The sequence below is a fragment of the Blastococcus sp. KM273129 genome (genome assembly GCF_021698995.1).
Taxonomy (GTDB): Bacteria; Actinomycetota; Actinomycetes; order Mycobacteriales; family Geodermatophilaceae; genus Blastococcus.
Window position 1 is genome coordinate 1 of the sequence record NZ_SSXB01000038.1, and the last position, 12,568, is coordinate 12,568.

11 protein-coding genes are annotated in these 12,568 nt (G+C 76.0%); 10 read left to right on the forward strand and 1 reads right to left on the reverse strand.

Going from position 1 to position 12,568, the window contains the following annotated elements:
* The 10 genes from E9565_RS12245 to E9565_RS12290 all read left to right on the forward strand — a co-directional run.
* Nucleotides 1-567, forward strand: a 567-nt coding sequence (locus E9565_RS12245; protein ID WP_236835264.1) for a DUF3152 domain-containing protein, incomplete at its 5' end; no start/stop codon positions are given.
* A 116-nt stretch (nt 568-683) separates the two neighbouring features.
* Nucleotides 684-1,844, forward strand: coding sequence for an adenylyltransferase/sulfurtransferase MoeZ (gene moeZ, locus E9565_RS12250; protein ID WP_236827826.1), 1,161 nt, complete (start codon nt 684-686; stop codon nt 1,842-1,844).
* A 135-nt stretch (nt 1,845-1,979) separates the two neighbouring features.
* Nucleotides 1,980-2,564: a TIGR03086 family metal-binding protein gene (locus E9565_RS12255; protein WP_236835266.1), complete on the forward strand. Its 585-nt coding sequence runs from the start codon at nt 1,980-1,982 to the stop codon at nt 2,562-2,564.
* An 83-nt stretch (nt 2,565-2,647) separates the two neighbouring features.
* Entirely contained in the window at nt 2,648-2,977 is a 330-nt protein-coding gene (locus E9565_RS12260) for an MGMT family protein (protein ID WP_236827828.1), read from the forward strand.
* Nucleotides 2,978-3,047: 70 nt separating this feature from the next.
* Entirely contained in the window at nt 3,048-3,815 is a 768-nt protein-coding gene (locus E9565_RS12265; RefSeq protein WP_236835268.1) for a biosynthetic peptidoglycan transglycosylase, read from the forward strand.
* A gap of 36 nt (nt 3,816-3,851) precedes the next feature.
* Complete coding sequence (locus E9565_RS12270; protein WP_170852150.1) at nt 3,852-4,013, forward strand: hypothetical protein; 162 nt, start codon at nt 3,852-3,854, stop codon at nt 4,011-4,013.
* Between the two features lie 57 nt (nt 4,014-4,070).
* Nucleotides 4,071-7,253, forward strand: coding sequence for an ATP-dependent DNA helicase (locus E9565_RS12275; protein WP_236835270.1), 3,183 nt, complete (start codon nt 4,071-4,073; stop codon nt 7,251-7,253).
* Nucleotides 7,250-10,582 (forward strand): ATP-dependent DNA helicase, encoded by a 3,333-nt coding sequence (locus E9565_RS12280; RefSeq protein ID WP_236835272.1) that lies wholly within the window; start codon nt 7,250-7,252, stop codon nt 10,580-10,582. The genes E9565_RS12275 and E9565_RS12280 overlap by 4 nt, the downstream gene beginning before the upstream one ends.
* Nucleotides 10,583-10,731: 149 nt before the next feature.
* Complete coding sequence (locus E9565_RS12285) at nt 10,732-11,100, forward strand: hypothetical protein (protein WP_236833510.1); 369 nt, start codon at nt 10,732-10,734, stop codon at nt 11,098-11,100.
* Between the two features lie 95 nt (nt 11,101-11,195).
* Nucleotides 11,196-11,579: a VOC family protein gene (locus tag E9565_RS12290; RefSeq protein WP_236827833.1), complete on the forward strand. Its 384-nt coding sequence runs from the start codon at nt 11,196-11,198 to the stop codon at nt 11,577-11,579.
* 94 nt (nt 11,580-11,673) lie between these two features.
* Here E9565_RS12290 and E9565_RS12295 read toward each other — a convergent pair whose 3' ends face one another.
* A complete protein-coding gene (locus tag E9565_RS12295; RefSeq protein WP_236827834.1) occupies nt 11,674-12,525 on the reverse strand; it encodes an alpha/beta fold hydrolase in 852 nt (283 codons plus the stop codon).
* Between the last annotated feature and the right edge of the window lie 43 nt (nt 12,526-12,568).

The following is a 12,568-nucleotide window of genomic DNA, read 5'->3' on the forward strand; positions in this document are numbered from 1 at the left end:
CCGTCGGAGACGGCCCCACCGGAGGCGGTCGCGGAGGAGTACGTGCAGCAGGGCGCGGGCAGCCTCTCGCTGGTCGACGGCGCCTCCGAGGTGATCGGCACCGGCCCGCTGCAGCGCTTCATCGTCGAGATCGAGGACGGCATCGGCGTCGACGGCGCGGCGTTCGCCGACGCGGTGACGGCGACGCTCGGCGACCCCCGGTCCTGGGGCAACGGCGGGCGCCTGTCCTTCCAGCGCGTGGGCGCCGGCGCGACGTTCGACTTCCGGGTGAGCCTGGTCAGCCCCGGCAGCATGGAGACCTACTGCCCGGGCGTGGGCACCGGCGGGTACACCTCCTGCCGCTACGGCGACCGGGCCGTGATCAACCTCGCCCGGTGGGCGACCGCCGTCCCGCACTACGAGGGGGACATCGCCACCTACCGGCGCTACGTGGTCAACCACGAGGTCGGCCACGTGCTCGGCAACGGCCACGTGCGGTGCCCGGGGCCCGGGCAGCCCGCTCCGGTGATGCAGCAGCAGACCCTCGACCTGCAGGGCTGCGTGCGCAACGCCTGGCCCTACCCCTGACGGGGGCTGCCCGGCCGACCGGCCGCGCACGGCGGGAAGAGCAGCCCGTGCCACGCTGTTATGCGGACGAACGTCGGCCCCGTGCGGGCCGCTGTCCGCGACCAAGAGGAGCAAGCGTGTCCCTGCCACCGCTGGTGGAGCCGGCCGCCGACCTGTCGATCGACGAGGTCCGCCGCTACAGCCGCCACCTGATCATCCCCGACGTCGGGATGGACGGTCAGAAGCGCCTGAAGAACGCCAAGGTGCTGGCCGTCGGTGCCGGCGGCCTGGGTTCGCCCGTGCTGATGTACCTGGCCGCGGCCGGGGTCGGCACGCTCGGCATCGTCGAGTTCGACACCGTCGACGAGTCCAACCTGCAGCGCCAGATCATCCACGGGCAGTCCGACGTCGGCCGGTCCAAGGCCGAGAGCGCGCGGGACTCCATCAAGGAGATCAACCCGCTGATCGACGTCCGCCTGCACGAGACGCGGCTGGACAGCGACAACGTCCTCGACATCTTCGGCCAGTACGACCTGATCGTCGACGGCACCGACAACTTCGCCACCCGCTACCTGGTCAACGACGCCTGCGTGCTGCTGGGCAAGCCGTACGTGTGGGGCTCGATCTACCGGTTCGACGGCCAGGTGTCGGTCTTCTGGAACGAGCACGGGCCCAACTACCGCGACCTCTACCCGGTGCCCCCGCCGCCCGGCATGGTGCCCAGCTGCGCCGAGGGCGGCGTGCTCGGCGTGCTGTGCGCGACCATCGGCGCGATCCAGGCGACCGAGGCGGTCAAGCTGATCACCGGCGTCGGCGAGACGCTGCTGGGCCGGCTCATGGTCTACGACGCCCTGGAGATGACCTTCCGCACCATCAAGGTGCGCAAGGACCCGGAGGGCGAGCCGATCACGGGCCTCATCGACTACGAGGCGTTCTGCGGCGTCGTCTCCGAGGAGGCCCAGCTGGCTGCCGCCGGCTCGACGATCACCGTCGACGAGCTCAAGGACATGATGGACGCCGGCAAGGAGTTCGAGCTCATCGACGTCCGGGAGCCCAACGAGTACGAGATCGTGTCGATCCCCGGCGCGAAGCTCGTCCCGAAGGACGAGATCCTCTCCGGCCGGGCGCTGTCCTCCCTGCCGCAGGACAAGCCGATCGTGCTGCACTGCAAGACCGGTGTCCGGTCCGCCGAGGCGCTCGCCGCCATCAAGAACGCGGGCTTCAAGGACGCCGTGCACGTCCAGGGCGGCGTGACGGCGTGGGCCACCCGCATCGACAAGGCGCTGCCGACCTACTGAGAGGCCCCCCTCGCCCCCGACCCCCGCTCCGCTCGGGCCGGGACCCTGCGAGGGGGCCGTTCCAGCAGGTCACCTGGGCCCGGTCCGCTTCTCCACGGGGAGGCGGGCCGGGCCCTCGTCTTGTTGACTGACGCCATGGCCGACTTCTCGCACGTGGAGCTCCTGGAGCTCTTCCAGCGGGCCCAGAACCAGTTCACCGACCGGGTCGACGCGGTCGAGCCGGGGCAGTGGGAGGACGAGTCGCTGCCCGGCTGGACCGTCGCCGACCTCGTCGCGCACCTGGTGAACGAGGCGCTCTGGGTGCCCCCGCTGCTGGCCGGTGAGCCGGTGGACATGATCGAGGGTCGCTTCCCCGACAGCACCGACGACCTGCTGGGCGACGACCCCCTCCTCGGGTGGGAGTCCGCCGCCGACGCCGCCCTGGCGGCCTTCGCCGCGGACGACGCCCTGCGGCACACCGTCCACCTCTCGCGCGGGCCGACACCGGCGGGCGAGTACATCTTCGAGATGGCCACCGACCTCACCGTGCACGCCTGGGACCTCGCCCGCGCCACCCGCGGGGACACCGTGCTGGACGGTGAGCTGGTGACCGCCGCGCTGGTGTACGCCGAACGGCTGCCCGACGGCGGGGTGCCCGGGTTGTTCGACCCGCCGCTGGACGTCCCGCCGTCGGCCGATCCCCAGACCCGCCTGCTGGCCCGGTTCGGCCGGCGGGGTTGACCCGCCCGCTGCGGTGATCCCCGGACGGACGTCCCGCCGCCGCGGATGGCCGGCCGGGGCCCATCGCTTGCCATGATCGGGTGGTGACCCCGGACCCGAGGGACGTCGACGAGGCGGTGTTCGACGTCGTCGAGCGCATCCCGCCGGGACGGGTCAGCAGCTACGGGGCGATCGGCGAGCTGGTGGGCGTCGGGCCCCGCCGGGTGGCCCGGGCGCTGGCGCAGGGCGGCGCGGCGGTGCCCTGGTACCGCGTCGTCCGCGCCGACGGCACGGCCGCCGAGCCGGTGCGCGCCCGCCAGCTGGAGCTGCTGGCCGCCGAGGGGGTGCCCGCGCGGAACGGCAAGGTCGACCTGGCGGCCGTGGGCTGGCCCGAGCGGGCGGCACCAGCACGGCGCCGTCCACCTGCGGGATGACCACGGCCGGGGACGGGATCGGCCCGCGGGGCGATGCGCGCGCACGGCGCCGCACGGTGAGCTGGTCGGCGTGACGGCGCACCTGAAGCAGCAGCCCCCGACCTCCGCCCCGGCGTCCCTGCCCCGGCGGTCGCGTGCTGCCCGCCTCCGGCGGGTCGTCCTCCGGTCGCTGGGCGGCCTGCTCGTCCTGCTGCTCGCGGCGTTCGCCGTCGGCTGGGCCGTCACGCCCGGCGTGGGCGACGCGGAGCAGCGGGTGGCGGCCCGCCTGGCGGCGTTCGGTGGCACGCCGTCGACGGGCCAGGTGCCGGAGCGGGTCGCCGCCGCGCTGCTGGCCACGGAGGACAGCCGGTTCGGCTCCCACCCGGGCATCGACTGGCGCGGGGCGCTCCGGGCGCCGCTCGGGGTCGTCGTCGGCCGCGACCTCGGCGGCTCGACGATCCAGCAGCAGCTGGCCCGCGTCCTCTACGAGGACGGCGCGATCGACCCCGGCGCCCGGGCCCGCTCCGTGGTCCTGGCGGTCAAGCTCGACCGCGCGTGGCGCGACGAGCAGCTCCTGCGCATGTACCTGGACGCCGTCTACTTCGGCCACGGTTTCTACGGGGTGCAGGCAGCGGCCGAGGGCTACTTCGGGCTGCCCCCCGCCGAGCTGGGCTGGGCGCAGGCGACCGTGCTGGTGGGGCTCGTGCAGGCACCCAGCGCCTACGACCCGCTGGCCCACCCCGAGCTCGCGGCTGCGCGGCAGGCCCACGTGCTCGACCGGCTGGTCGACGTGGGCACCCTCACCAGAGCCGACGCCGGCGCGATCGCCGCCGAGCCGTGGCATCTCACAGCCGGTTGACTCCAGTTCGGCGCCCCGGCTGCCGAGCACAAGGGCATGAACACCATGGCGTGCCGGGCAGTGGCCCAGGCCGGGCTGGCCGCAGGGACCGCGTCGCTGGACGAGGAGCGGGCATGGCCGCTGCTGCTGGTGGCCGGCTGGCTGACCACCGCGGCCGACCTGATGCTGGAGCAGTCCCTGCTCGACTCCCTGGCCTGACGGGCCCGTCCCACCCGTCGTCCCGGGATCGTCGTACCCCCGTGCTTCCATCGAGAGGTGGCACAGCGCGGGGGTGAGAGCGGTCCGGTCTACCGGCTGCTGCCGGGGGAGCCGCCGCGCAGCAGCGCGCCGGTGCTCGACCCGACGCAGCAGGCCGTCGTCGACCACCCCGGCGGGCCGCTCCTGGTGCTCGCCGGCCCCGGTACGGGCAAGACGACGACGATCGTGGAGGCGGTCGCCACGCGCATCGACGCCGGCGTCGACCCCGAGCAGATCCTCGTCCTGACCTTCAGCCGCAAGGCCGCCGCCGAGCTGCGCACCCGCATCACCTCCCGGGTGGCCCGCACCATCCGCGAGCCGCTGGCGCGCACCTTCCACTCCTACGCCTACGGGGTGCTCCGCCGGGCCGCCGTGCTGCGGGGCGACCCGCCGCCCCGGCTGCTCACCTCCGCCGAGCAGGACGCCGTCGTGGCCGAGCTGCTGCGCGGCGATGCCGAGGGGGTGGGCACGGTCCGCTGGCCCGAGGACCTCGCCCCGGCGCTGGGCACGGAGGGCTTCCGCGCGGAGCTGCGCGAGCTGCTGCTGCGGGCGACCGAGCGGGGGGTGGACGCCGAGCGGCTGGCCGCCTGGGGCCGCGAGACCGGCAACGAGCACTGGGTGCACGCGGCGGCCTTCCAGCAGCAGTACGAGAACGTCAGCGACTTCTGGGTCGCCTCCCGCGGTGACGCCTCCGGCTACGACCCCGCGGAGCTGGTCCGGCAGGCGATCCTCGAGCTGACCGGCGACACCGAGCTCCTCCGCCAGGAGCGCGAGCGGGCCCGCTGGCTGTTCGTCGACGAGTACCAGGACACCGACCCCGCGCAGGTCGAGCTGCTGGAGCTGCTGGCCGGGGGCGGGGGCAACCTGGTGGCCGTCGGTGATCCCGACCAGTCCATCTACGCCTTCCGGGGCGCCGAGCCGAGGGGCATCGTCGAGTTCCCCGAGCGCTTCCGGCACACCGGTGGCCGGGCCGCCGAGCGGGTGTCGCTGGGGGTGTGCCGCCGCTCGGGCGCCGAGCTGCTGCGGATCAGCCGGCAGGTGGCCGAGGGCCTGCCCGGCCCGTGGGAGCACCGCCGCCTGGCCGCGGGGGAGGGCACGCCGCCCGGCGAGGCGGAGGTGCACGTCTTCGGCTCGGCCGCGGTCGAGGCCGCTTACGTCGCCGACGTGCTGCGCCGGGCCCACCTGCTCGACGGTGTGCCCTGGTCGGGCATGGCCGTGGTCGTGCGCACGGCGACGGTCCTCGGCCCGCTCCGGCGCGCCCTGGCCTCGGCCGGGGTGCCGGTCGCCGTCTCCTCCGACGAGCTGCCGCTGGCCGCCCAGCCCGCCGTCGCGCCGTTCCTGCACGGGCTCTCCGCGCTGCTGCCCGGCCCCGGCGGGGAGCCCGCCGGCCTGGACGAGCCGGGCGCCGAGGCGCTGCTCACCTCGGCGCTGGGCGGGGCGACCGTGCTCGACCTCCGGCGGCTCCGCCGCGCCGTCCGCACGGCACTGGCCCGGCACGGGGTCGACGCCGCCGAGCGCGGCGCCCCGCTGGCCGCGGCGCTCACCGACCCGGCCCTGCTGGAGGCCCTGCCCGAGCACGTCGCCCGCCCCGCGGCCCGGGTGGCCGGGGTGCTGGACGCCGGGCGGTTCGCGCTCGCCGGCGACGGCACCGCCGAGGACGTGCTGTGGGCGATGTGGCAGCGCAGCGGTCTGGCCACGCGGTGGGCCCGGGCCAGCGCCGCCGGGGGTCCCTCCGGTGCGGTCGCCGACCGCGACCTCGACGCGGTGGTCGCGCTCTTCGACGCCGCAGCCGGCTTCGTCGACCGCCTGCCGTCGGCCGACGTCCGGGCCTTCGTCGAGCACCTCTCCGCCCAGGAGCTGCCGGGGGACACGGGTGCGGCCCGGGCGGTCGCCGGCGAGACCGTCCGGCTGCTCACCGCGCACGCCGCCAAGGGGCTGGAGTGGGACCTGGTGTGCGTGGCCGGGGTGCAGGAGGGCGTGTGGCCCGACCTGCGCGAGCGCGCCTCGCTGCTCGGTGCCGAGGTGCTCGTCGAGAAGGCGGCCGGCATCGACGGGGCGCGGACCGACCGCCGCACCCTGGCGCTGGCCGAGGAGCGGCGGCTGTTCTACGTGGCGTGCACCCGGGCCCGCCGGCGGCTGGTGGTCACCGCCGTGGAGGGCGCCCTCGACGGCGCCGACGCCGGCGCGACCGCCTCCCGCTTCCTCGACCTGGTGTCCCCGCGGCCGCCCGACGGCCGGCCGCTCACCGAGCTGCCCCGCGCGCTCACCCTCCCCGCACTCGTCGCGGAGCTCCGCCGGGCCGTCACCGACCCGCAGACCCCGCCGGCCCGGCGGTCTGCCGCGGCGGCGCTGCTGCGCCGGCTGGCCGACGAGGGCGTGCCCGGCGCGGCGCCCGCCCGCTGGTGGGGGCTGGCGCCCCTGTCGGACGACGCCCCGCTGGTCGACGAGGAGCTGCCGGTGCGGGTGCGCCCGTCGGCGATCGAGACCTTCCAGCGCTGCCCGCTGCGGTGGGTGCTCGGCGCGGTCGGCGCGGAGGCCTCGCCGGACGCCACCCGCACCGTGGGCTCGGCGGTGCACGCGGTCGCCCAGCAGGTGGCCGAGGGGTTGCCCGCGAGCGACGCGCGCCCGGTGCTGGACGCCGAGCTCGACCAGCTGGACCTGGGCCCCGGCTGGGCCGACCAGCGGCAACGGGTGCACGCCCACGACATGCTCGACCGCTTCCTGCGCTGGCACGCGGCCAACCCGCGGGAGCTTGTCGGCGCCGAGGTCGACTTCGACGTCGTCGTGGGGCGGGCGCGCATCCGCGGCCAGGTCGACCGGCTGGAGCGGGACGCGGAGGGGCGGCTGGTCGTCGTCGACCTCAAGACCGGTAAGACGGCGGTGAAGAACACCGAGGAGCACGGGCAGCTCGCGGCCTACCAGGTGGCGGTCGCGGCGGGTGCGTTCGAGCAGCACGGCACCGCCCCCGGCGGCGCGGCCCTGCTCCAGGTGGGCACCGGCGCCAAGGCCAAGGAGCAGCACCAGGAGCCGCTGCCCGCCGACGTGCCGCTGGAGGGCACGTGGGCCGGGGAGCTCGTCGCGGAGGTGGGCGCCGGCATGGGCGCGGGGACGTTCGAGGTGCGCACCGGCACGCACTGCTCGCGCTGCCCGGCGCGGCGCAGCTGCCCGCTGCAGGAGCCCGGCCGGCAGGTGACCGGATGACCCCGCGCGACGACGGGCAGCTCTCGTTCGACGAGCTGCTGGCCGAGGCGGCGCCGCCGGAGGCCGCGCCCCGACGGCTGCTCACGCCCGCCGAGGTGGCGGATCGCTGCGGCCTCTCCTACGCGCCCTCCGACGAGCAGGCCGGTGTCGTCTCCGCACCCGCGGACCGGCCGCTGGTCGTCGTCGCCGGCGCCGGCTCGGGCAAGACCGAGACCATGGCCGCCCGGGTCTCCTACCTGGTGGCCAACCGGATCGTCGAGCCCGAGGCGATCCTCGGTCTGACGTTCACCCGCAAGGCCGCCAGCGAGCTCAACGAGCGCATCCGGCTGCGGCTGGGCGCGCTGGCCCGCCACCCGGAGACCGAGGAGGACCTGCGCGAGCGGCTCGCCATCGCCCAGCCCACCGTCTCGACCTACCACGGCTACGCCGCCGCGCTGGTCGCCGAGCACGGGCTGCGCATCGGCGTGGAGCCCGGCGCCGGGGTGCTCGGCCCCGCCATGTGCTGGGGGCAGGCCGCGACGGTGGTCGCCGCCTGGACCGGCGACATGGCCGACGTGCCGCTCACCCTGCTGACCACCGTCGAGGACGTGCTGGCGCTCGCGGCCGAGATGGGCGAGCACGACGTGAGCGCCGCCGCCCTGCGCACCTGGACCGCGCGGCTGGAGGCGCAGGTCGCCGGCTACGCGGACGCACCGAGGAAGAAGGGCCCCTACGCCGCCGTCACCGAGATGCTGGCCCGGCAGAAGGCGCGGGTGGCGCTGCTGCCGCTGGTCGAGGCGTTCGAGGCGCGCAAGCGGGCCCTGGGCTCCATCGACTACGCCGACCAGGTCGCGCACGCCGCGCGCATCGCCGTCGCCGCACCCGAGGTCGGCCGCCGGGAGCGGGCGCGCTGGAAGGTGGTGCTGCTCGACGAGTACCAGGACACCAGCGTCGGGCAGCTGCGCATGCTGGAAGCGCTCTTCGGCGGCGCGAGCGGCCACCCGGTGCTCGCCGTCGGCGACCCGCGCCAGTCCATCTACGGGTGGCGCGGGGCCTCGGCGGGCACGATCGAGCGCTTCGACCGGACCTTCCCCGGGCGCCCCGGCCGCACGGCGCAGCGGCTCACGCTGGCCACCAGCTGGCGCAACGACGAGGCGGTGCTGGCGGTGGCCAACGCCGTCTCGGCGATGCTGCCCGCGCCGGCCCAGCCGCTGCCCGACCTGGCCCCGACGCCGACGGCCGGCCGCGGTTCGGTCACCGTCGGGCTGTACGAGACGGTCGCCGAGGAGACCGCCGCCCTGGCCGACCGGCTGGCGGCCTGCTGGAACGGCACCGACCCCGCCGTCCAGCGGAAGCCCGACGGCCGGCCGCCGTCGATGGCGGTGCTGGTGCGCACCCGCAAGCAGCTGCCCGGCATCGCCGGGGCCCTGCGCGAGCGCGGGCTGCCGGTGGAGGTCGTGGGGCTCGGTGGCCTGCTGGAGGTGCCCGAGGTCTCCGACGTCGTCGCCACCCTCACCGTCCTGGTCGACCCGACCGCCGGTGACGCGATGGGCCGGCTGCTCACCGGCGCCCGCTGGCGGATCGGCCCGCGCGACCTGGCCGCGCTCGAGGCCCGCGCCCGCGCGCTGGTGCACTCGCGCCGGCCGGTCCGCCCCACCGAGGCCGAGGGCGAGGAGGCGCGCGCGGTGGAGGCACCGCAGGAGCGCGGCAGCATCGTCGAGGCGCTCGACGACCTCGGCGACGCGCAGCAGTACTCGCCCGCCGGCTACCGGAGGCTGCGCCGGTTCGGGGCCGAGCTCGCCCACCTGCGCGGCCGGATCGGGGAGTCGCTGCCCGACCTGGTCGACGAGGTGGCCCGCACGCTGGGGCTGGAGACCGAGCTGGCCAGTGCGCCAGGGGTCAGCCCGGCCGGCGCACGCGCCCACCTCGACGCGCTGCACGGCGTCGCCGCCGAGTTCACCGAGCTGGCCGAGCTGCCGTCGCTGCCGGCGTTCCTGGGCTACCTGCGCGACGCCGAGGAGCGCGAGCGCGGCCTGGAGCCCGGCGAGGTGGCGGTCAACCCGGAGGCGGTGCAGCTGCTCACCGGGCACTCGGCCAAGGGGCTGGAGTGGGACGTCGTCGCGGTGCCCGGGATGACCGCCGACCAGTTCCCCGCCCGCACCAACGCCAGCGACTCCTGGATCAAGGACCCGGGCGCGGTCCCGGTCGACCTGCGGCTCACCGACCGGGAGGAGCTCCCGCGGCTGCGGCTGCCGGTGCCCGGCTCCGGTGACCAGGCGGCGGTGCGGGACGCCCTCGAGGACTACGTCCAGGACTGGAAGGACTTCGGCCGGGACGAGGAGATCCGGCTCGGTTACGTCGCCGTCACCCGCGCCAAGAGGCTGCTGCTGTGCTCGGGCAGCTGGTGGCGCGACGGCGTGAAGCCCTGCGGGCCCTCGTCGCTGCTCACCACCGCCAAGGAGGCGTGCGAGGCCGGCGCCGGTGCGATCGTGCACTGGGCGCCCGCGCCCGAGGACGGCGCGACCAACCCGGCGCTGGAGGAGTGGCCGGTCGGCGTGTGGCCGGCCGACCCGCTGTCGGAGCCGCGGCGTCGGGCGCTCACCGCCGCCGCGCAGCTGGTGGAGGGGGCGGCGCCGCACCCGCTGGACCCTGAGCGCACCCTCGGCGGGGACGACGAGCTGGTGGAGCAGTGGGTGCGCGACGCCGACCTGCTGCTGCGCGAGCGAGCGCGCCAGGAGAGCCCGACCGTCGACGTCCCGCTGCCCTCGCACCTCTCGGTGTCCGCGCTGGTCACCCTGCGCCGCGACCCGGCCGAGCTCGCCCGGCGGCTCCGCCGACCGATGCCGGCCGCGCCGGCGCCGCAGGCCCGCCGGGGCACGGCTTTCCACGCGTGGCTGGAGGAGCGGTTCGGTGCCGCGCGGCTGGTCGACCTCGACGAGCTGCCCGGCTCCGGCGACGAGCTGTCCGCCCCCGACGATGCGCTGGAGGAGCTGCGCGAGGCCTTCCTGGCCGGCGAGTGGGCCGACCGGCAGCCGGTCGAGGTCGAGGTGCCGTTCGAGACGCCGCTGGGGCCGATCACGCTGCGTGGCCGGATCGACGCGGTCTTCCAGCGCGAGGACGGCGGCTACGAGGTCATCGACTGGAAGACCGGGCCGCCGCCGACCGGGGCGGAACTCGCCGCCGTGGGCGTGCAGCTGGCCGCCTACCGGCTGGGGTGGTCGCGGTTGACCGGGGTGCCGGTCGAGCGGGTCAGCGCCGGGTTCCACCACGTCGCCGCGAAGGAGACGCTGCGCCCGGTCGACCTGCTCGACGAGGCAGGCCTCCTGGCGCTGGTCACCGGGACGGGCTGACCGACTCCCCGAGGGAGCATCCTGAGCGGGTGGACGCCGGCCGTCTCCCGGACGTCCTGGAGCGGGGGCCTGCCACGACGAGCGCCCGAGGAGGTGCGGTGGACCGGTCCCGGCGTCGTGCCGCACGGATCGTCGTCGCATCGAGCGTCGTGCCGCTCCTCGCTGCGTGCGGTGGCGGTGAGGCGATCTCGGCAGGCGGCGTGACCGTCCTGGTCTCCGAGCAGACGGGCTCCGGCATGGACGCGCTCGGTGGCGGCCGGCTGGAGGTCGTGGGGGGATGCCTCGGTGCCGGGGGTTCCGTCATCGTCTGGCCCCACGGCACCGAGGTGGTCGACGAGGACCCGATCACGGTCGATGTCCCCGGCTACGGCACCTACGACCTCGGCGACGAGGTGGAGGTCGCAGGCGGCTTCGTCCTCGAGCACTCCTCCCAGGACGAGCCGCCCGGGTCCTTCGACGTCGCGGGCGTGACCGTCCCGGCCGGGTGCGCGGAGCACGACGTCTTCCTCGCCCGCTGACGACGCGCAGCTCGCGACCACCCGGTCGAGGTCCCGGTGCCTGCGCACCCACGGCCGGCGCGACGGGGTCGGTGCGGCGGGGGGAGGATGGCACCGTGGACGTCCTGAGCAGCCGCATCCTGCTCCGACCGTCGGACGCCCGGCGGTCCCAGTCGTTCTACCGCGACGTCCTCGGGCTGGCGGTGCACCGCGAGTTCGGGCCGCCGGAGCACCCCGGGGTGGTGTTCTTCCTGGGGAACGGGCTGCTCGAGGTCTCCGGCCGGTCGGAGGTACGCCCGGCCGGCCTGGCCCTGTGGGTGCAGGTCCGGGACGTCGCTGCCGAGCACCGTCGTCTCACGGCGGCCGGCGTGACCGTGGCGCGGCCGCCCCGACTCGAACCGTGGGGGCTGGTCGAGATGTGGATCGAGGACCCCGACGGCGTGCGGATCGTCCTGGTCGAGGTCCCCGACCAGCATCCCCTGCGCCGCGACCAGCGCTGAGTCCTCGTCGCGCGGCGTTCCCGCGGGAACGCCGCAGCCCGCCGTCTGCACGTTCCGCGCACCGCCGCGGGGCCGGCGGCGAGCCGGCCGGGCGTCAGGTCGAGGCGACGCGGTCCAGGATCGCGCGGGCCAGCTCCTCCGGGGCCTGCTCGGGGATCCAGTGCGTCACGCCGGGCAGCTCCACGAAGCGGTAGTCGCCGGTCACGAACTCGGCGCAGGCCTCCGCCGCCGTCCGGCCGATCGCGACGTCGCCGTCGCTCCACACGTAGGTCGTCGGCACCTCGACCTTGTCGACGCGGATGTCCGAGCTCATCGCCCGGTACCAGTTCAGGGCCGCGGTGAGCGCCCCCGGCGCCGAGAGCACGGCCACGTACTCGTCGACCGCCTCGGGGGAGACGCCGGTGTCGCCGTCGGCACCCAGCAGCATCCGGCGCAGCCGCCGCGCGTCGTCGGCGAGCAGCACCTCCTCGGCCTTGCCGGGCTGCCAGAACAGCCGGATGTAGGACGAGCGCTCCTTCTGCTCCGGGTCGATGCGGAAGGCCGCGGTGTAGGCGGCCGGGTGCGGCACCGAGACCGCGGTGAGCGACCGGACCCGGTCGGGGTGCCAGGCGCCGAGGGTCCAGGCGACGTTGGCACCCCAGTCGTGGCCGACGACGTCGGCGACCGGGACCTCCAGCGCCGTCATGAGGTCGGCGGTGACCTGGGCGAGGTTCTGCATCGCGTACGCCTCGACCTCGGACGGGCGGGCGCCGGGCGAGTAGCCCAGCTGGTCGGGTGCGTAGGTGCGCAGCCCGGCCTGGGTGAGCAGCGGCGTCACCGCCGCCCACGACGCCGAGGTCTCGGGGAACCCGTGCAGCAGGAGCACGGGCCGGCCGTCCTCGGGTCCGTCGACGCGCACGTCGAAGGTCAGGTCGCCGACATCGGTCCGCAGCAGCTCTCCGGGCATGCCCTGGACGCTAACGGTCGCGCGCGGCCGCCGCGCCCCCCGG